At 35.6% G+C, this 24,188-nt stretch carries 4 protein-coding genes; all 4 read left to right on the top strand.

Annotation, left to right across the window (positions count from 1 at the left end):
* The first annotated feature begins 45 nt into the window (after positions 1 to 45).
* The 4 genes from MW871_RS01020 to MW871_RS01005 all read left to right on the top strand — a co-directional run bounded on the left by MW871_RS01020 (position 46) and on the right by MW871_RS01005 (position 24,183).
* Entirely contained in the window at positions 46 to 1,338 is a 1,293-nt protein-coding gene (locus MW871_RS01020; protein WP_188049250.1) for a hypothetical protein, read from the top strand.
* Between the two features lie 109 nt (positions 1,339 to 1,447).
* On the top strand, positions 1,448 to 2,896 hold the full coding sequence (locus MW871_RS01015) for a T9SS type B sorting domain-containing protein (protein WP_248427263.1): 1,449 nt from the start codon (positions 1,448 to 1,450) through the stop codon (positions 2,894 to 2,896).
* A gap of 1 nt (position 2,897) precedes the next feature.
* Positions 2,898 to 6,458 (top strand): PorP/SprF family type IX secretion system membrane protein, encoded by a 3,561-nt coding sequence (locus MW871_RS01010; protein ID WP_248427262.1) that lies wholly within the window; start codon positions 2,898 to 2,900, stop codon positions 6,456 to 6,458.
* 226 nt (positions 6,459 to 6,684) lie between these two features.
* Positions 6,685 to 24,183, top strand: a complete 17,499-nt coding sequence (locus MW871_RS01005) for a T9SS type B sorting domain-containing protein (RefSeq protein ID WP_248427261.1) — start codon at positions 6,685 to 6,687, stop codon at positions 24,181 to 24,183.
* The last annotated feature ends 5 nt before the right edge of the window (positions 24,184 to 24,188 follow it).

The raw sequence follows: 24,188 nt of genomic DNA, 5'->3' as shown, positions 1-24,188 counted from the left end.
AAAATTAAAATCAGTAAAAAAAAATAACCCTTTATTAATAATATTATGAAAAACATTACTAAACTTATTGGCGTGTTTCTTTTGATAGCTGGAAGTGTTACTGCACAACAGGAAAAAGGAATAATAGGATCTAATAATTGGTTAAACAATTGGACAGATTTTAAGCCTAATAAACAAGAATACGGAGAAGCCAACAGAATTTTAGCTGGTAATATTTCTGTAAATACAAAATTAGAAAAGAAAAATATTTACTTATTACAAGGGAATGTATACGTAACAAATAATGCTACGCTTACAATTGATCCGGGAACAGTAATTATTTGTGATTCTGAATCAAAAGCATCTTTAGTAATTACTAAAGGAGCTACTTTAATAGCAGATGGTTTAGATACAGATCCTATTGTTTTTACTTCTAACAAAAGCTTAAAAAAAGCTGGAGATTGGGGAGGAATAATTTTATTAGGAGATGCACCTATAAATAGATTTGGTGGTGTTTCAGCAGCCAATTTTGAACTTAATCCTGCGTTAACTGCTTTCGGTGGAACTAACGCTGCAAGTAATTCAGGAATTTTAAGATTTGTAAGAATAGAATTTGCAGGTGCAAAATTAAAAGGTACAGAGAATTTTAATTCTTTATTGTTATGTGGAGTAGGAAATAAAACTGTAGTTGAAAATGTTATGGTTAGTTTTTCAGGAGGTGATTCTTTTGAAGTTTTAGGAGGAGAAGTGAAATTGAATAAACTAGTTTCTTTTAAATCTAGCAGTAATGACTACAAATTTAATTATGGTACGCAATGCCAAATTGATAATTCATTAGCGATTCGTTCTTCGTTTTTATCTAATCAAAATGGTTCAAGATGTTTAGATGTTGCTTCTTACACTACTAAAGATGAAGTCGATTTTGCCAAAAAACAAACATTAGTTGTAGCTACAAACCTTACTTTAGTAAATGGTAGCGAAAACATTGCTGTTGATATCGCTTCAGGTTTGATTAAAGAGGCTATTTATGTTTCGGAAAATTCATCTTTAGAATGTAGAAAAACAGTAATATCAGGTTTTAATCCAGCTGTTTTGTTAGATAGTAAAATTGAAATCAATGACAAAAATCTAAAAAGAATTAAATTTGAACACATGTATTTTAATTTCTGTAACGGAAATATATTTACAGAGTTTAATACTAATAACGAAGATTTAGAAGGTTGGTATGGTAATAGTTCATTCGCTAATTTTTATTCTAAAAGCGATAACAACGAAACCTTTATTGACTTCTTAAATAACAAAAGACCAGACTTCAGATTGAAAATTGGAAAAATTGTTGCTTCTAATGTAGATAAATAGTTTTCAATTGAAAATAGTGTGAATTTTAACTTATGTAGGGATTCCTTTTTTTTCACTAAGTTATATTTGTTAGTTATACTATATTAAGAAGAGTTCAGCTATTGCTCCCATGGTAAAAAAATATTTTTCGTGTTTATTACTTTTAGTGCTGTTTTTATCAATTAGCACTACATATTCTCAAATATCTATAGGCTCACCTGTACTTAACTTTACACAAGTTTGTGCAGATGAGTCTTATAATTCAACTGCTCCATTTAAAGTTGAATTTAGCTTTTCGCCACAATCGGCATTAAATCTCAGTAATCAATTTATTGTAGAATTGTCGGATGCTAATGGCTCATTCTCTAGTGCTGTTATACTTGTTAGCAGTAATCCAGGTGCAATAACTACTTCTAAAGGAAGTTTAAACTTTTCTTTTCCTCAAAATACGGGTGGAGAAAATTATAAAATCAGAGTAAGAAGTACTAACCCTGCAAAAACAAGCGCAGAATCTGTTTCTTTCTCAGCCTACTATCAAATTCAAAACAGTCCTTTTTCAATCAATAATTTTGTGGCTACAGCTAGTTATTGTTCAGGTGGTAGTTATGTTTTAAAAATTGATAATCCAGGTACTGGTACAAATGATTCTCCTCTTAAATATCCCTCTTTAACTTATAAGTGGTACAAGGAAGCTTTACCTAATCCTATTTTAGTGGGAACTACAACCAGTCTGTCGGTAAATCAACCGGGTACTTATTATGTAGAAACCAATTATGGTTCTTGTACTTCTAATTCTTATTCCAATCGTGTAAGAGTTGACTCTGCATCTGTTCAAATTTCAAATATTACCTCAAGTAAAGGAAATCCTTTTTGTGCTTCACAAGGAGCAACAACTTTAACAAGTCAAGTAGCAAATAGTTATCAGTGGTATCTTGATGATGTGGCAATTAATGGTGCAACTTCAATCACTTATGACGCCAATAAAGCGGGTTCCTATTCTGTTAAAGTTGATTTGGGTGGCTGTGTTAATACTTCAATAATAAATTTACAAGAAATCCAATTTAACAGCAGTATAAATATCCCAGATGTAGTTACATTACAAGAGGGAGAGTCAAAAACTGTTATTGCCACTACTACAGCTATAAATCCTACTTTTCAATGGTTTAAAAATGGAATAATAGTGCCTGCAGCCACATCAAATAGTTATGATATTACTACTGCAGGAGATTATAGTCTGGTAATAAATCAAGCTACGGGTTGTGCATCTACTAAAACATTTAATTTTACATTTAAGTATCCTATTATAGACGCAAGTGTAACTTCAATACCAAATCTTATTAGTCCTAATGGAGATGATATAAATGATACTTGGGTTATTCCGCAAGAATATTTAGGAGGAACTAATACTGAAGTTCAGATAATAAGCGCTTCAGGGAAACAAGTTTTAAAAACTGATAATTATCAAAATAATTGGCCCGAAAGTTCTATGGATTTCAAAAATATAAACCCAGTCTTTTATTACATTATTACAACAAAAGATAAAAAAGTAAAAAAAGGTTCTATAACTTTGATTAAATAATATGAAGAAACTTTTACTATTCATTATCTTTTTTTACGTTTCAAATCAAATACTCTATTCTCAAGACATAGTCAAAGAGGATGGAGTTGTTTCGTTTACATTACCAATCAGAAATTCATTAAAATTTAATCGCTTTTTAATCAATCCAACTTTTAGTTTTGTTCGGGAACAAGGGAGTACTATTAGCTTTTACAACAAAAGACAATGGGTTCAATTCGATAATGCTCCTCAAACTTATATGTTTGGTTATTCAGGTCGTTTTAGAGAAAATCAAGGGGTTTCTGTGGGTGTATTTCAACAAAATTATGGAGTTTTAACCACCTTTGGAGGTGTCCTAAATTTTGCTCAAAACGTAGAATTAGATCAAGATAGTAATTTAACTTTTGGATTAAATTTAGCCTTTTATAAAAGTGGTTTGAATACTGCGAAAGTTATTACGAATTATCCAGATCCTTCATTAGATAATATTCCTTCTAATTTTTTATTATCTATTAATCCAGGAATTAATTATGGTACTGCCTTCCTAGATTTTGGAGCCTCTATTAATAATGTATTCTTGTACAATATTAAGACTTCAAAAATGGTTCAGGATGATCCTGAGAAAAGTATTGAGTTACATGCAATGCATACAGGATATTTAGAAACCAATGGTTTTTTTGATAGAAGTAAGTTTTCTGCTTTGGTAAGAACAGAGCTTAAAAAAGAAAAAACAGTTATCTCAGGATTGGTCATGTTTGCTATTCCTAGTGGTGTTTGGGCACAAGGTGGATACAATACTTTGTACGGAATGTCTGGAGGTTTGGGTTTAAACTTAACTCCAAAAATTTCTATCGAATATAATTATGAAAAGGCTACTGGTAGTCTTTCTAATTTTGGTTCTTCACATGAAATTTCCCTTGCTTATAAATTTAAAAGTAACAAATACTATCAAGATGATGATGAGATTGAAGGCGCTATTATCAACACGACTCAAGCACCAAAAAACATTGCTAGTAAACCAAAACCTGCTGTAGCACCAAAAAACAATGCAGTAGCTGATGCTAAAGCTAAGTTAGAAGCGGAGAATAGAGCCAAAGCAGCTGTACTAGCTCAAGCTAGAGCAGATGCAGCCGCTAAACTTAAAGCAAATGAAGATGCAAAAGCTAAATTAGCAGCAGAGGCTCAAGCAAAACTGGCGGCAGTAGCACAAGCTAAAGCAGACGCAGATGCCAAAATTAAAGCAGACGCAGCAGCAAGAGCAGCGGCATTAGCACAGCCAAAACAAACGGAAAACGATAGAATCAAAGAAGCGCAGGCAAAAGCAGCAGCACTAGCTCAAGCTAAATTGGATGCTGAAGCAAAAGTAAAAGCAGATGCAGACGCAAGAGCAAAGGCTCTAGCTCAAGCCAAAGCAGCAACACTAGCCAAAGAAAAATTGGATGCTGCAACTAGGATTAAAGCCGAATCAGATGCCAAACTATCAGCTGAAGCGCAAGCCAAAGCAGCGGCATTAGCTAAAGAAAAACAAGAATCAGATGCTCAAGCGAAAGCAGCGGCAGCTTTAGCCAAAGAAAAATTAGATGCAGCAGCTAAAGTTAAAGCGGATGCCGATGCTAAACTAGCAGCTGAAGCGCAAGCCAAAGCAGCAGCACTAGCTAAAGAGAAACAAGAATCAGATGCAAAACTATCAGCTGAAGCGCAAGCCAAAGCTGCAGCATTAGCTAAAGAGAAACAAGAAGCAGATGCTCAAGCGAAAGCAGCGGCAGCCTTAGCCAAAGAAAAATTAGATGCAGCAGCTAAAATTAAAGCGGAATCTGATGCTAAACTAACTGCGGAAGCACAACTAAAAGCAGCAGCACTAGCAAAAGAGAAACAAGAAACCGATGCTAAACTATCAGCTGAAGCGCAAGCCAAAGCTGCAGCATTAGCTAAAGAGAAACAAGATGCAGATGCGCAAGCAAAAGCAGCGGCAATCCTTGCAAAAGAAAAATTAGATGCAGCAGCTAAAATTAAAGCGGAAGCCGATGCTAAACTAGCTGCGGAAGCCCAACTTAAAGCAGCAGCATTAGCTAAAGAGAAACAAGAAGCAGATGCTCAAGCGAAAGCAGCAGCAGCCTTAGCTAAAGAAAAATTAGCTGCAGAAGCGAAAATTAAAGCCGAAGCCGATGCAAAATTAGCGGCAGAAGCACAAGCTAAAGCTGCAGCACTAGCTAAAGAGAAACAAGAAGCTGCCGCTAAGATTAAAGCGGAGACTGATGCTAAATTAGCGACAGAAGCTCAAGCGAAAGCTGCAGCATTAGCGCAACAAAAATTAGAAGCAGAAGCTAAAGCCAAAGCAATAGCAGACGCTAAATTGGTTGCAGACGCTCAAGCAAAAGCAGCAGCACAAGCGAAAGAAAAATTAGAAGCAGAAGCTAAAGCTAAAGCAATAGTAGATGCTAAATTGGCTGCAGAGGCTCAAGCCAGAGCTACAGCATTAGCAAAAGAAAAAGTCGAAGCAGAAGCCAAAGCAAAATTAGCAGCGGAAGCGAATGCTAAACTAGCTGCAGAGGCTCAAGCAAAAGCAGATATAGAGAATAAAGCAAGATTAGCACTTGAAGCTCAGGCCAAAGCAGCTGCTTTAGTTCAGGAAAAATTAGATGCGGAAGCAAGATTGGCTGCCGATGCCAAAGCGAAAGCAATAGCATTAGCTCAAGAAAAAAATATTTTAGAAGGCAAGGACGATAATGCCAGAGCCATGAAAGATTTGAGTCAATTTATAACGGAATCTGAAAGTGGTCAAAAAGATTTGTTAAGTAAATTAGATGCAACAGTTGCTGAAAGAGATAAAGAACTTAATGACTTAAAAGAGGAAAACGATTTAAGTGATAAAGGAATCTTTAAAGAGCCTAAACCTTTCAAAAGTATTTCTGCACAAAACAATGCTCTAGCTGCTTTACAAGCTAGTATTGCTGAGTTAAACAAAAGTCAAAATAATAAAATTGTTTCATTAGAAAATTTATATAATGAGAGACTTAAAAAAGGAAATAAAAATGATCCAACTACGCTGTATTATTTAAAAACTATTGAAGCCTTAAAAGCAGATCAAGCTAAAGTTTTACAGACGAATAGTAATTTATTAGCATCATTAGAAAAAATTAAAGTGGAAACTGAAATCGAAAAGAAAAGAAGAATCAAACGTGCTTCTTTTGAAAATGATCAAGGTCGCTACGCTAATGACATGGCAACCCTAAAACGTATTAAAGAAACAACGCCACTCAGTAAAGAAGTATTTAAACCGCAGGATTTTAATTATGGTGAAGAACAATCTAATATGCAGATCATTAAGAGTATTAAGAATGTTGAAGGTGGATATTATTTAGTACTAGCAGTACACAGTGATGTTGCCAAAAGAGATGAATTCTTACGAAAAGTGGTTGCTGCAGGAGAGAAAAATATTAATTTCTTTTACGATGTAAATACAAGTAAATATTTTATTTACTTTACTAAGTTCGACTCTATTGAAGAAGCAAAACAAGTACAAGATTCAAAAGGAAATAAACCTTATAACGGAAAAATGGTAATGGTAAGAGTCGAAAATTAGTATCATGAGCAGTAAAGTTTAATACAATACAATAGTTCTAGAATTGTTGTAAAAATCAATTCTAGAATTTTATATATACATTTTTATTAAATTAAAAGTGAAAAAAAATCTAACTTTTGTTAGAACAAAAAAAAGTTTAAGTACAACCACAATCAAATTATTTTGATTGAAAAAAACCAAGTTTTGGGCTCCCAAATCCTCCCAAATCTTTAATACAATAAATACCATGCATAAAACTACTTTTTTTAAAATAAGTTTGTTTACTATTATTTTTTTACAAAGTTTTCTTTCCTATTCGCAAAACTATGTGCCTTTTACTCCTAGATATAATAAGGATATAAAAGGTGATATGTTATTAATTGGTAATAGTATTCTTAATAGGAATGATGGTAATAAAAAAAGACCAAATGATGCCTATAATGGTAATGATCTGAATTCCGACTATGAAATGGAATACATCAATATTGATAATGGAAAAACAAAGGATGTTTTTAATTCCAGTAGTGCTAATTTAGTTATACCTAATCCAAATTCTCCAAGTGATCCTTGTTATAAAATAGTCTATGCAGGATTGTATTGGGGTGCTGTGACTAAAGGATCAACAGAGATAAAAAATGTTAAGTTTAAAATGCCTACTGGAGGCTATAATGATATTGTTGGTACAGTAATTCATGATTCTGGCAATAATGTAGTAGGAACCAGCTTTCCATATGCATGTTATGCTGATGTAACAAATTTAGTAACTGGAGTTGGTAATCCTAATCCCCAAGGGACTTATACATTAGCAAATGTATCTACTAAACAAGGAACAAATAGACCTGCAAATGCAAATTCTGGTGGTACTGGTTTATCAGCAGGTTGGTCATTATTTATTGTTTATGAAGATCCTAAACTGCCAGCAAAATCAATTACTTCATTTGATGGTTTTAGTGCAATAAGTTCTACAGTAAATCTAGATATTCCTGTATCAGGTTTTAGAACAATACCAACTGGGCCAGTTAAAGTAAAATTTGCTTTTTCAGCTTTAGAGGGTGATCAAAGCATTAAGGGTGATTATTTAATGATTAACAATTCTGTTATAACGGCAGTGAATGGAGCTAAGAACGCAATTAGAAGTTCGGATAACTTTTTCAATAGTTCTGTTACTTACATTGATCCAATAACTAAAATAACAGAAAATTTTTTAGATCGAAACCCCAATAGTTCAAATACTTTAGGTTACGATGCCGGAATTCTCGAAATTAACAACAATGGTAATGCGATTATAAAGAATAATGATACTAAAGCAACTATAGGATTAAGGAGTAATCAGGATGTTTATTTCTATTATTTTAATGCTATTGCTTTAGATATTATTGAGCCAAGAATAATATTAACTAAAGAAGTTTTTGATAATGCAAGTCCTCCAAAAAATATAGGTAATACTAATGTTACATTAGGTCAAGAATTATATTATAACATTGGTTTTCAAAATGTAGGAAACGATAGTGCAGAGAATTTCACTATAAAAGATATATTGCCAATTAATATTACTTTTGACCCTGCAAGTATTATAGTTCCTAATGGATCTGGTATAATTCCAAATTACGATCCTATAACAAGAACAATTATGTTCACGGTTCCAAAAAACTTGGTTGAAAAAGGGGATCCTAGATATGTAATTAAATTTAAGGTACGAGTTGTTCCTAATTGTAATGATCTAAGTGATGCTTGTTCGGACAAAATACAAAATCAAGCTTATGCAACTTATAGTGGTATTGAAAGTAAAATTAAAGTGGATGACCAAAAAAGTTTGGCCACTTTTGGAGCTTGTTATTTAGGTACACCAGCACCTACAAATTTTTTGGTTGGAGTTGATAATTGTAAGTATACAAAAACTTATGAACTATGTGGAGCAGATGTAATTTTGACTGCTGCAAATGGATATAATTCTTATTCATGGTCTAAAAGTCCAACCGGTATGCCTGTTATTGGAACTTCACAATCCATTACAGTTACTCAAATTGGTACTTATTATGTGCGTAATACAGCAGTTGCACCTTGTTTATCTATAGATCAAGTAGTTACGGTTACGCCAGTAGGTTCTGTGACAGATAATCCTGTTACTCCCTTTGCCGATCAAGTCGTAAAATGTTCAAATAACAATAAAGATTTACCAAAAATATTTTTATGTGGTCTTAATGCATCAAAATTAATACAGACTGGTATAACGGATGCTCTCTCTATTGAATGGCAAAAATTAAGGGAAGGTAGTTGTCCTCCAATAGGTATTGATGATTGTGCCAATGAAAATGCTTCTTGTGTTTGGGATAAAGTAGCTACTGGGCCAAATTATACTGCAAATAATTCAGGTCAATTCAGATTGGTAATTAATTATAGAAATGGTTGTTTCAATCGTTATTATTTTAATGTTTATAAAAATGAATTAAATCCTAAAGCCGTCTCTAGAGATATAATTTGTGATACAAAGGGTGAAATTGTTGTAAGTGGAGTGCCAGCTGGTTATGAATACAGTTTAATTCCTACAGGACCATTTCAAGATAGTAATATCTTTTCTATATCTACAGTAGGAACTTATACGGTTTACATTAAACAAAAAGGCGCTATTACAAATCCTTGTCTTTTTGAAGTTCCTAGTATTGATATTTTAGCAAGACAGTTTTCAGTGTCTGAGTTTGTAACACAACCTGCTTGTAATGGTCAAAAGGGATCTATTAAATTAGCTGCAAATGACGTTCGACCAGGTTATTATTATAAACTTTCACAAGGAGCAACAATTATTAATAGTGTTGGTCCGATTGCACAAGCTGATTTTATTTTCGAAAATTTAAATACGGGTTTTTATACTTATGAGGTACGAACCGATGATAAATGTTTAAAAACTGGTAATATTGAAATAAAAGAACCAGCTGTTTTAAGTGCTACTATCATTCAAACAAAAGCTTTAACTTGTATAGAAGGTGAGATACAGGTTAATGTGGTTGGTGGTACTGCTCCATATTCATTTTATGTTAATGGTTCTACTTCTGGTCAGTATATTCCAGAAATTATAGTTTCAACAGCAGGTAAATATGATGTTCAAATAATTGATTATAATGGTTGTACGGCTACTGCAACATTTACAGTAAAAGCCATTCCTCCTCCGGTTTATACGGTAGTTCCCTCAAGCATCAAATGTTATGGTGATAAAGGAAGCATAACTTTTAATGTAACTAATGCAAATGGGTATACTTTAAGTTATAGCATAGACAATGGGTTAAATTTTCAAAGCGGTCCTGTTTTTTCTAATCTAGCAGCTGGTACCTATACTCCTGTTTTACAATATACGCTTAGTGGATCGGTTTGTACCATCACTGAGCCTGTAATTACTTTTACAGGACCTGCCTCTGCCGTTACAGCTTCTGGAGGAGTAGGAGAATTAGCTGGTTGCGGAGCTGGCGGTGAAGGACTTCTTCGTATTACCAATGCGCAAGGAGGAAATCCTTTTCCTGCTCCAAATTATTATGAATATAGTTTTGATGGTGGAGCAACTTGGCAAACTTCAAAAGAAAAGTATGTAATGCCAGGGAACTACATTTTGGTAATTAGGGATGCATCAGGATGTACTTTTACTATACCAGGAATTATCTTAGACCCTAAACCAACAGATCCTACAATAGCAGTAAATCCTCCAACTTTTAGCTGCAACGGAAGTGCTACAACTACGGTTAAAGTTACTAATCCTGCAAATGCAAATTATAGTTATGAATACTATTTAGATGGAGTACTTAATACTAATGTACCTGCAAATGTTTTTACAAATGTTCCTACTGGAAATCGTACGGTAAGTGTGAAGTATAAATTAGTGTCCGTTCCTACCTACAGTAATTTATTGAATGAGGATTTTGGAATTGGTGCAAACACTACTACTTCTGGTATAGCTTCTGCATATTGTTTCCATAATTTAGATATCGTTCCATCCACTTGTCCAAATAGTGCTTTAACCCTTGAAGATAATCAATATGTAGTAACAAGAGGTTTGGTTCCAAACAATCCTGCTTGGTTTCCTTTTAAAGACCATACTTCAAACGGCACCGTTGCAAATGGACGTTTTTTAGCGGTTAATATAGGATCTGCAGCTGGGCCTTATGGCGTTTTATACAGTAAACCTATTGTTGATGTAATTCCAAATCAAGATGTGAAAGTTGACTTATATCTTGCTAACTTAATTCTTTCTTCCTTTACTGCAGCGATACCCGATTTTATAATAGAATTGGTTACTCCTGGAGGAGTAGTGGTGGCTTCACAAGCTACTGGTGATATACCAAATAATCAAATTTGGAATTTAAAATCCTTATCTTTAAACCCTGGAAATAATACAAGCCTAACTTTTAAAATCCGTTCAGGTAGCGTTAGATATGATGGAAACGATGCCCTTATTGATGATATAAAAGTATATCAATTACCAAAATCGTGTATTACTCAAAAAGACTTTCCTATTACTGTTGATAGTAATAAAGCGTTCACCGCTTCGGTTACTGGTTTTAAAGATTTAACGTGTGCAGGAGCTAATAATGGTGAAATTACTATTGTAGCTCAAAATTTTGCACCAGCTGGTTTTTATTATTCATTGGATGGAGCTGCTTTTGTATTACAAGCAACTTCTCCATTAGTAATTTCAAATTTATCTGCAGGTTCTCATAGTGTACGTGTTCAATATGATTTAACGGCAAGCCCATGTTTATTCACCTTACCGCAAACCATTAAAACACCAACAGCTGTTACACTTACTGCAAGTGTAACTAAAACAGCTACTTGTACTACAGGAGCTACAATTACCGCTGTAGGGGGAGGAGGAACACCAGCTTATCAATATGAACTGCGTGCTGCTGATGGAATTAATGTAATCAAACCATTCAGTACTAGTGCAGTATTTACAAATCTAACTTCTGCTACTTATACTATATTTATACGAGATGCCAATTTATGTGTAGCTACAACTGCGGGTGTTTCTGTAATTGTTACGGCACCACCAACTTTAACTGCTACTTTAGATGCTAGCTCCGATTTGTGTTATGATACTGTAAATAAAGTTAAGTTTGTAGTGAATGTAACAGGAGGAGCTGCTCCATTTTCTTATAGCCTAGATGGGCAAGCAGGACAAACTTCGAATATTTTTTCTGATGTTGTTCCAGGAACACATTCTATTTTAGTAACGGATAGCAATAATTGCACATCTACTATTGCTAATATCGAAATAGCTCCCGAATTAAAAGCGGTTACCACTGCAACAAAAGCATTAGACTGTTCTGCTTCATCTGCGGCAATTATCACAGGTACAATGACAGGAGGAAAAGCTCCTTTTACTGTAACTGTACTTTCGGGAACTGGACCAGGAACAATTGCATACCCTACAGCAACTACTTTTACCTATACAACAGCCGTTGCAAGTACGTATCAATTTAAAATTCTCGATGCAAACGGTTGTAGCACAACTACAACTGCGACTATCGATCCCATAACGAACCCAACCGCTACTGCAGTTGGTACCGATCCAAGCTGTAATAATGGTACAGATGGTCAAATAACGATAACTGGTGCAGGTGGTTCAGGAGGATTTACTTATAGTTTTAATGGAGGGTCATTTACCGCACCTGATATTAATCCAGGTTTAAATGCTTTCGTAGGTGCTGTAAACACTAAGGATTACACCTATCAAGTAAAAGATAGTAAAGGGTGTCTTTCTCCAGTTTATACGATTACTCTAAACAACCCAACTCCTGTTGTGGCGGCAGCTAGTTTTGTAGCTAATACAACGTGTAGTACGACTACGGTTATTACACTTTCAGGTTCTGGAGGATCAGGTTCTTATACTTATAATTTTGACGGAAGTGCAACGTATTCAAACGCAATAACTAAGACTTTTACTAATACAACTTCAGCTCAGACTATTACTTATTCGGTAAAAGATTCTAAGGGTTGTATTAATAATAAAACAATTGACATTCCAGCGTATAATCCACCAACGGATATTACTTTTTCAACACCAGCAGCGATAAGTTGTAAAGTTGGTTTTACAACAACTAGTATTACTTTAACATCAGTTGCAGGAATTGCACCGTTTACTTATACTGTAATTTCGGGCCCAGCACTAGTTGGAACATCTTCAACGGGAACATTTTCAGGCTTGACAGCAGGAAATTATGTTTTTGAAGTTAAAGATGCTAACGGTTGTACTAAACAAGCGTCTAAAACTATTGATGCTGTACCTACAATTGCAGTAGCAGGAGCAAAAACGGATATAAAATGTTTTGGGACTACTGATGGAACAGCAACTTTTACAGTTACAGGAGCAAGTAGCTCAGGTAATTATAATTATACTTTAAGTCCAGTTTCAGGGACGGTTACTAAAACAGGAAATGTAGTAACTGTAACAGGATTGCCTGCTAACACTTATACACTTACGGTTACAGATATAACAACGGGTTGTATTTCTAATACAGCTTCGGTAACAATTGCTGCACCAAGTCAAATAACATTTACATTAGGTGCAACTAAGATTAGTTGTAATAATAAAATTTCAACCATTAGCTTCCTAACTTTATCTGGAGGGACTCCTGGTTATACTTATGCTTATGTAGTGGGAGGAGCTGCAGCACCAGCTGCTGGAGCTTATTCAACAGTAACTACTGTAGATACAGCAGTTCTAACCAATACTATTGATGTATATGTAAAAGACATTAATGGTTGTATTGAGAAGAAAAGCATCGTTATTGGTTCAGAAGCTGTACCAACTATCGATCCACAGACACCTCCTTGTTATGCAGGAACTCCTATCACAGTTACTATCACAGGTACTGCAACTGGAACTCAAACCTACAGTAAAGATGGTATCAACTTTCAAGCAAGCCCAACTTTTACTTTATCACCAGGAAGTTATACGTTAACTATTAAAGATGGTTTTGGTTGTACTGCTTATATTCCTTATGTAATTGCTACACAATTAACAATAACAGCTACACCAGTAGTTGATGTTACTTGTACTGCAGATACAACTATTAATTTTGCAGCAAATGGAGGAACTGGCGCATATACGTATGCAGTTTCATTCAACGGAGGTGCTTATTCGCCAACTACAAGTCCTTACGTAACTGCAATAGCAGGAACGTATACTTTTAGAGTGACTGATTCTGCTACACCAGCATGTCAAGCAGTTTCTACAGATATTATTGTTGTAACTAAAGCGACTGTTTTAACACTTACTACTACTAAAGTCGATGTAAAATGTAAAGGAGATAACACAGGAAGTATTACGGTTACGGCTACTTCTGGTAAAGCACCTTTTACATATAGTAAAGATGGAGGAACTACTTACGTTGTCTCTAATATTTTTGCAAATTTAATTGCAGGTACTTACAACATAATGATTAAAGATGCATTAGGTTGTACTTCCGTATCTACTCCAGTTACTATTTCTGAGCCATTGATTGCATTATCAGCTACAGCAGCTGCGCCAGCTACTACGACTTGTAGTACTGCAACTACGGTAACAGTGACCGCTTCAAATGGAACGCCAGGATATACCTATAGCTTTAATGGAGGTGCGTTTACAACTACCAATACGTATGTAGTAAATGACAATGGAACTTCAGATCAAACTGTAGCATACCAAGTAAAAGATGCTAATGGTTGTCTTACCGTTTCTCAAAACATCGTTGTTAAAAAATTAAATCCACCAACTGGAATTACCTTCTCAGGTCTTACTCCAATTACGTGTAATGCTACAACAACAAACATTACTTTGACAACTGTTAATGGGGTAGCACCATTTACTTACATTATTGTTTCAGGAACTACCATCAATACTACTGGTGCTGCAACTGGAATATTTACAGGTTTATTACCAGGTGATTATGTTTTTGAAGTAACCGATGTAAATGGTTGCTCTAAACAAGAAGCCAAAAAAATTGCTCCAGTTGCTCCAATTGTAGCTACAGCTACGAAGTTAGCAGATGTAAAATGTTTTGGAGATGCAACAGGTTCGATCAGTTATAACGTTAGTGGTTTTACTACTTATAGTTATACTTTAAATGGTGTAGCAACTGCTGTAGGTCAAACTGCTACTACATTTACATTGTCTGGCTTAGCTCAAGGTGTTTATTCAGTTGTTTTTACTGATGAAACTACGCTTTGTACAGCGACTACATCAATAACTATTACCCAGCCAACTGCTGCTTTAACAGCTAGTCTAACTGGTAATGTCAATGCGAATTGTAAAACGCCTTATGCGGTAGTCACTATTACTGCAACAGGAGGTACACCTAATTATAAATATGCTTTTGTGCAAAATGGTGTTCCACCAGTTGCATCTGATTATGTTATTTCGAATATCGCCAATTTAGATCCAACGGTTAATACACAATGGGATGTTTGGGTACAAGATGCTAATGGATGTACTACTGCTGCGCCTATAGATGTTACTATCGTGTTAGATCCAAAACCTACTGTTACTACTTCTGTAGTGGGTCAGTGTACAGCTACTGGAAGTACTTTCCAGATTGTAGCTGTTGGCGCTGGCGGTGTTGCTCCTTATATTTATAGCATAAATACAGGTGTTTCTCCTAGTCCAGCAGACACGTTTACAGTTGCTCCAGGAACGTATACCGTTACAGTAACTGACGCGAATGGTTGTACTGGAATATCTACAGTTACCGTTAATGAAGTATTGACTGCTACGGCTATTTTGACAAAAGAATTAGACTGTACAGCATCTGCAGACGGAACTATTGCTGTTACTGTTCTTGGTGGTAAAGGACCATTTTCTTATCAAGTAAAAATTGGAGCGGGTGCTTATGGTGCTCTTGTACCTTTTGCAGGTACTACATTTACATATACCGCAACTACTGCAGATACGTATCAATTTCAAATTACTGATTCTAATGTACCAGCTTGTACTAAAGAGACTAATGTAATAACTGTAAAACCAATTGTGTATCCTCTAGTTACTTTAGTAGCAGAAACACAAAAGGTCAAATGTAATGGTGACGATACAGGTATTATTACTGTTACTATTGATGCAACTCAAGGAGTAGGTCCTTTTGAATATAGTATTAATGGTGGTGCATACCAATCTTCAAATATTTTTACAGGACTTACAGCAGGTACTTATAATATTACTGTAAGAGATAGTAAAGGGTGTATAAATACAGTTCCTGCAAGTATTACTATAACTGAGCCTGCTAAAATCACTTTTACAAAAGCGGTGACACCAATTACTTGTATTTCTACGACAGGAGTTTCATTGGGTTCGATAACAATAAATTCAGTAACTGGAGGCACTCCAAACTATACATATCATGTGACAGGCGTAAATGGTTATGATGTTAAATTCACGAATCAGACAGGAGCGATAGCTGTTTTTGACGTTGTTGATTTTGGATTATACCAAATAATCATTACAGATGCGAATGGTTGTACCGCTTTTGAAAATAATATTGTAATTGCTTCTCCACCAGATGCTTTAGACATAACTGTTACAGCACCTCCAGCGGATTGTTCCGCTTTAGGGTCCGCTTTAATCGCAGTTGGTACCTCACCAACAAGTCCAACGGGTGTTGGGCCTTATCATTTCGCTGTTTATTCGCCTGGATTGCTTTACACTTCTCCAACGACTTTGCCTTGGTACAATGAAGATGCTACAGGTAGTAAAAAAACCACTATTCCTAATTTGTTACCAGGTGTAACTTATACTTTTATTGTTCATGATAACGCAACTGGATGTTATTATTTTGAAACAGCAGCAATTGCTATTCCTACAAATTCTACTATAACTGTTGCGCCATTAGTTGCTAATAATATTACTTGTAAAGGTGCTGCTGATGGAAGTGTGACTTTCACAATGAATCAAAGTTATGGAGTTCCAACTCCTGTAAAATATCAAATTTATAATGCACTATCAGTAACTCCAGTTGGTGCTGCTGTTTCTGCAACAATTCCAGCGACAGGTTCTTTAGTTGTAACTAAATTTGGAGTTCTACCATTTGGTAATTATTTTGTTTTAGTTACTGAAGCAGCGGGTGCAACTCATGCTGGCTGTAGTGTAGCTTCTGTAAATTTCAACATTACCGAATCTGCAGTTGCTCTTACCTTAACAGCTTCTGTTATTAAAAATGAAAATTGTAATAATTTAGGAATAATAAATGCACTAGCGAAAGACGGAACGGCACCTTATTTATATATGGTTACCACTTCTGCAACTGCGCCATTGGCGACAGATCCTTTATGGGCTGCGACAAGTACATTTAATTTGGCTGCCGGTAATTATTATGTGCATGCAAAAGATGCCTATGGTTGTATTCAACCAAGTGCAATGGTTCCTTTAGTTAAAGATCCTACACCATTAATTGACCTAACCGTTACTGATAATTGTGTTGTAGAAGGGACGTTTGAACTAAATGTTGCTTTGACTACAGCAGGAATTGCGCCATACACGATAGTTGTTAACGGAAGCGCTGCTCAAAATGTAGCTGCTTTCCCTTTTGTAGTTTCAGGATTAAATTCAGGACTACAATCAGTTACTGTGACTGACTCTAATGGTTGTTCAGTAACACAAACTCTTACTATCGATAAACCGCTAGTAGCCACTCCAGCAATCACAGCATTGTCAACATGTCTTAATAATGATGGTGTTATTACGATGTCAGGAACTGGAGGTACAGGAGTTTACTCGTATACTATTAGTCCAGTTGCAGGAACGATTACTGGAAACATGATTTCAGGCTTACCAGCAGGAACGTATACGGTAACGATGACCGATACGGCTACACCTACTAATTGTAGTACAACTGCTATTGTTACTTTAAGCGTGCCAACACCAGTAACTTTTACAACTGCAACTACTCCTGCTTTATGTGTGGGTAATGCAAATGGTAGTATTACAGTTACTTTAGGACCTGGAATTAATGATAATCCAGCTTATACATATGAAATAATTGCACCAATAACTCGTGCAGCTCAGTCATCAAATGTATTTAATGGCTTACTTGCAGATACTTATACCGTAAGAGTAAATTCAGGAAGAGGTTGTTTTACAGATGATAGTACAGTTGTAGTTGCTCCGGCTGTTGCAATTGTAGCTACAACTACCGTAACCACCAAATTAACTTGTGATTCAGGAAACAATCCGCAACAAGCGATTGTAACTGTTACAGGTGCTGGTGGTACAGGAACTTATGAATACAGTTTTGATGGAATTAATTATTCTAATAAAAACACTTACGAAACTTTCTCTCCAGAAACTGTTACAGGTTACGTAAGAGATGCAAATAAATGTGTAGCGAGTGATTCAAAAACAGTTAATACTTTGAATCCTCCTACAGAGATGGATATTGCTGGTACTCCAGTGTATTGTGCGCCAATTGCAAATACAACTAGTACCGTTACTATTACTAACATAGTAAATGGTGTTGGTCCATACACATATCAAAATATTACGTCAGGTACTTCAAACGCAACTGGTAGTTTCCCTGGGTTAGCTCCTGGAGACTATACTTTCCAAGTGACTGATGATAATGGTTGTACCTATCAGGAAATTTATAAAGTAAATGATGTTACACCTATTGTTGTACTAGGAGCCATTGATACAAACATTTCTTGTAATGGTTCAAACGGTAACAATGGTAATGGTTCAGCTAAATATACTGTTACAGGATTTAGTGCAACTGGTAATTATAGCATTGTAGTAACAAGTGTTCCAGCAGCACTACCTTATGTACAAACAGCAACAGGAGATGTTATAAGCTTAACTGGTCTTTCTGCAGGAACGTATACAGTTACAGTTACAGATGTTACAACAGGATGTCAAAATGCAAGTTCTGTTACACTAGTTGAACCTCTAGCGATTACTTTCACAGCAACACCATCAAACGTGTTCTGTACACAAACCGTTTCGCAAATTACGGTTAGTGGAGTAACGGGAGGAACAGGAGTTTATACTTATGCAGCTGTAAAAGCTGGAAATCCTGCACCAACCGTATTTGATACTAATCCGGTAATTTCAGTTGAAACTAATTTGACTGATTTAGTTTGGGATGTGTATGTACAAGATGCTAATGGTTGCGTTTCTGTAAAAGTTATTACAACAGTAATAAGAGATGCAGCACCAACAATTACAGTACCAGCAGGAAAATGTTTTACAGGAAGTCCTTTAACAACAGATTTAAGTATTGTAACCACTACTTACAACGGAAATAAATCTTATACTATAAACGGTTTCCCTATTGCAAGTGCTATTGCAACATTTAATGGTGCGGGTACTTATAAATTGGGTATTAAAGACGATCACGGTTGTGAAGCTTTCGTAGATTTTATAATTGAAAAACAATTACTAGCTACAGCTACGTTGACGAAAGATCTGTATTGTGCTGCGCCTATTGATGCCACAATTAAAGTGGATATTCAAGATGGAGTTGCCCCTTATTCATATCAAATGTATTTGGGTGCTGCTACCGTAGGAGGATTAACTCCAGTAGTAGGAACAAGTTTCACAGCAACTACATTAGTGGCTGGTACATATCATTTTGTTATTACAGATAGCAACGGAGCTAGTTGTTCTGTTACTACTAATGATGTAGTAGTTACAACTCCAGCAACACCAACATTTACTTATTCTCAAATTAACGTAAGTTGTACGGGTGGTAATAATGGAAGTTTTACAGTAATTGCAGCTGGCGGACTTGTTCCTTATACTTATAAAATCACTGTAGGTGCTGCTAATACGACTGGAGACATTTCTGGAATTTATACTGGTTTAGCTGCAGGTGTTTATACGGTACAAGTGACGGATGCTAAAGGTTGTGTTTCTGCTACTCAAAATATAACAATTACTGAGCCTATTCAATTAACTGCTACTGCAACCCCTTCAATTAATACTACTTGTAGTGTGGAAACAATTATTACTGTTGTAGGTCAAGACGGTACGCCAACAGGAACGGGTACAGGTTATTACTACAGTTTTGATAATGGTGTTACTTATGATACATCAAATACATTTACAGTAAATGATAATGGAGCAATTCAAACAATTAAGTATTCTGTAAAAGATGCTAATGGTTGTACAACAGCTCCACAAGATATTGTTGTAAACCCGTTAAACAAACCTACTGATTTAGCTTTCGCTCTTACAGTAGCACCAACTTGTCCAGCACAGACTGCAACTGTAACACTTACTGCAACTAATGGAGTAGGAGTTTTAACATACACAATTTTACCTTCGGTGCCAGGGACTGTTACACAAACAGGCAATGTTTTTGCAGGTCTAACCCCTGGAGATTATACTTTCCAAGTGACAGATGCTAATGGATGTTCTTACCAAGAATTACATAAAGTGGATGCTGTTGTTAATATTGAAGTTTTAGGTCAATTAATTACAGACATGACTTGTAATACTGGTGATGATGGTGCAGTTACTTTTGATGTTTCTAAATTCTCTGGTAATTATAATTATACAATTACGAAAGATGGTGCAGCATTTATAGCTATTGTTTCTAACATTACACTTCCTTCAATTTCAGTACCTGGATTAGGTTTTGGAGTTTATGAAATTACAGTACATGATAACATTACACTATGTGATAAAACGGCAAGTGTTACAGTTGGACAGCCTTCGATTGTTACAATTTCTGAAGTATCGAATGTAAATGCTAATTGTAAAAGCAACGCTTTAGTGCAAGTATTAGGCGCTGGTGGAACTCCTGATTATACGTATGCTTATGTTATTTCAGGTGCAGGTTTGGGTAGCGCTATTTTCAGTAATTCTGATTCAGCTTCACTTGATCCAGCGATAAGTAACACATGGGATTTCTATGCTAAAGATGCTCATGGTTGTATTTCTGCACCATTGTTAGTTACAATTGCTATGGATCCGTTGCCAGCAGGATTTACTGCTACTGCAACATATTGTCCTACTGTAACTGGAGAGTATACTATTACGGTAACAGATGGCCCAACAGGAATGGGACCATATACTTACAGCATAGGAACAGGTTTCCAAACAAGTAAAGTATTTATTGTAAATGCTCCAGGAATTTACAATCTTATTGTAAAAGATAAATTTGGTTGTGAAGTTACATTCCCTGCAGCAGTTACCATTTTAAAACCGATTGCTATTGATGCTCAAATTACAGCTTTACCAAGTTGTACAATTAATGACGGAAGCATTACTGCTTCAGCAACTGGTGGTTCTGGAAATTACAGTTATCAAATAGACGGAGGTCTTGCTGTTGCTGGTGCAACTGCTACTTTCCCTGGTTTAGCTTCAGGTGTTCATACTATTTTGGTTACTGACACCAATACTGGTTGTACCGATACGGTAACGCTTAATTTGAGTGCTGCTACTATTGTGACTGGTTTCGGTTTAACAATGACGCCAGTTACTTGTAAAGGAGGTACCGATGGTACAATTACTGCTACAATGGCTACTCCAGCAGCTGGTGTTAATGATAACCCAGTGTATATGTATAGTTTGAATGGTGGTGTACCACAAAGTTCAAATATATTTAGTGGCTTACCAGCAGGTATTGGTTATTCTGTAACGGTTGTTTCAGGAAGAGGTTGTCCAGCTAATGCGACTATTGATGTTACAGAACCAGGTATTATTACAGTTCCTGCTCCAACAGTAGTTCAGTTTGGTTGTACCGCAGGAAAAAATGGTGCTAACTTTGCTACCATTACAGTAGCAGGAGTAGCAGGCGGTTCTGGAACATACACTATTTATAATTTTATCAAAAATGGTGTTAGTGTTCAAAGAGGTGCAAGCACTTCTTATATAGAATCTAATTTTGCAGGTGGTACTTATGTTGTCACTGTATCGGATGATAAAGGTTGTTCAGGTAGTACAATAGTGCCAATAGTAATTGACACGTTTACTCCTTTAGACAAAATAAATGTAGTAGTGAACAACTTTGCTACTTGTACCAATGATGAAGATATTACAGTAACTGCTGTAGATGCTGCTAACAATCCTATTTTAGGAATTACTTACGTGATAACTGAAACGAAGACTGCTGTTACCCAAACTAACAATACTGGTATTTTTACTGGATTGTTAATTGGTAACTACAGAATTACGGCTACCAATGGTACAACATTATGTACTATCGAGACGGTTCATTATGTTAATAATCCAAATACTTTTGAGTTAAAACTAGATTCAGTAGTAGACGCAATTTGTTTTGGTGATACTAACGGAAGTGCACAAGTTACTTTTATAGATACAGTAATTAATGCTACTGATTTAGATCAAGCAGGTATCTTTGATTATATTGTTAAAGATGCTGCAGGAAATACAGTTGTTTCTTTGACAAGATCAACAGGAGTAACAGTTACAATACCATCTCTAAAAGCGGGTGCCTATTCAATTGATGCCACTTTAGTAAATACTCCTTTCTGTACGGCAAGTACAAACTTTACCATTAGTCAACCAAATGCAAAATTGACTATTGCAGAAACGCATACTGAAATTACTTGTATTGCAGGTAACAATGATGGAACAATTTCTGTTACTGCTACAGGTGGATGGCCGGCTGATTATGAATTCGAATTAATCGCTACAAATCCTGCACTCAACGTAAACTATAGTACAGTAAGTGACTTCTTAAATTTAACAGCAGGAACTTATACCATCAACGTAAAAGATAGTAAAGGTTGTGTAGATACTATAAATGTTCAATTATCAGATCCAACACCAATTACTTTTACAGCAGCGGCAAGTGCAACACCATTAAGTTGTTTTGGCGATACTACTGCAACGATTACAGTAAGTACACCAACAGGTGGATCAGGAAGTTATTTATATACTTTGATTACTACTTTCACTGATGGTAGTGTTACGAGCAACGGTCCACAATTGGATAATATTTTCACCAATTTAGGCGTAGGTAGTTATCAAGTTCAAGTGTCGGATACTTGGAACTGTTCTACGGTTTCAACAACTCCTATTGTAATAAGCGAGCCTACTAAAGTAGTTGCAAGTTTAGTAAAAGCTACAGGAATTACTTGTCAAACAGATGCGACTCTTACTTTGAGTGTAGTAGGCGGTAAAGCACCTTATACTTATAGTACAGATCCAAATTTTGCAACGAGTATTAATATGACAGGATCTTCTATTACTTTCCCAGTAATAGTAGGCAATTATAACTATTATGTTAAAGATGCTAACGGTTGTATTAGTTTTGCTTCTAATGATATTAAAATTGATAATTTAGAACCTTTATTACCAAATCTAGATGTTCTTAACGCAATGGTAAGTTGTAAAGGAAGTGCAACAGGTGTAATTGTTGCAAATGCTAGCGGAGGATTAGGAAACTATGTTTATACACTTTTAGATGGAGCAGGAAATGCTATTCCAACAGCTGTGCAAACTACTCCAGGTCGTTTTGATAACTTACTCGCTGGTTTCTATCAAGTAATTGTAGTGAGCGGAGATTGTAGTTCAACTTCACAAATTGTTGAAATTAAAGAGCCAGCAACTTCATTATCTTATACTCCTAAAGTGAGTAACATCACTTGTAATGGAGCTAAAAACGGAAGAATAGAAATAATTGCTTCTGGAGGAACTGGTCAAATCAAGTATGCTATTTCTCCGCGTATGGATCAATTCTTTGATACAGGTGTGTTTGAAAATTTGGTTCCAGATGTTTATCAAGTAGTAATTCAAGATGCCAATGGATGTTTTGAAGTTTATGATTTTGAAATTAAAGAACCTTTAGAATTACTTAGCGACATAGTAGCTGGATCTATCAACGAAGAGTTCTGTGCTGGTGATAAAGATGGTGCATTTAGTATTGACATAGAAGGAGGAACACTTCCTTACAGTGTGAGTTTAGACAATAGAAACGGAACTTACACCACAGGATCACTTACGCAAACGTTCTTTGACTTTAACGGATTAGCTGGTGGAGATCATACGGTTTACATTCGTGACGCTAATGGTTGTACTACAACTGTAACCGCACCATTAAAAGAATCAGTAACGATGAATCCAAAAGCAGTTGTACAATACGATTGTGTAAACAATGCTGCTGCTAATACGGTTACAATAACTATTGATGATAGTATCACAGATCCTTCTGAAGTAGATTACGCTATAGACGGCGGAACTTTCCAAAGCTCTAGTATATTTACTAATGTGGCTCCTGGTTTCCATACCGTAATAGCAAGAAATTTAAATGGTTGCGAACAACCAACCGTAAATTTTGAAGTGATTCAAGTAAATCCGTTGACATTAGTGTTAAATGATGGTGGCCTAAATGAGATCGTTGCTGTTGCAACAGGTGGTGGAGGAAACTACACTTATACTTTCAACGGCGAGAACTACGGTAGTACTTCTAGTTTTATAATTTACAAATCAGGAGATTATACCGTTACCGTTACAGATGCAAATGGTTGTACTGCAACGGCTACTAGATACTTTACGTACATCGACGTTTGTATTCCAAATAATTTTACTCCAAACGGAGATAATATAAATGATACTTGGGCTCCTGGATGTACTGTAAACTATAAAGACTTAGTTTTCTCTATCTTTGACAGATACGGTCGTAAAATAGGAACATATCGTGTAGGACAAGAATGGGAGGGAAAATACAACGGAGAAGAGCTTCCATCAGGAGATTACTGGTACATTCTAAAATTGAATGATAAAAAAGACGATAGAGAATTTGTGGGTCACTTTACGTTGTACAGATAGATTTA

This window comes from Flavobacterium pygoscelis (assembly GCF_023162025.1).
Taxonomy (GTDB): Bacteria; Bacteroidota; Bacteroidia; order Flavobacteriales; family Flavobacteriaceae; genus Flavobacterium; species Flavobacterium pygoscelis.
Note: the sequence above shows the minus strand (reverse complement) of the source record. Positions and strands in the feature narration are given on the sequence as shown.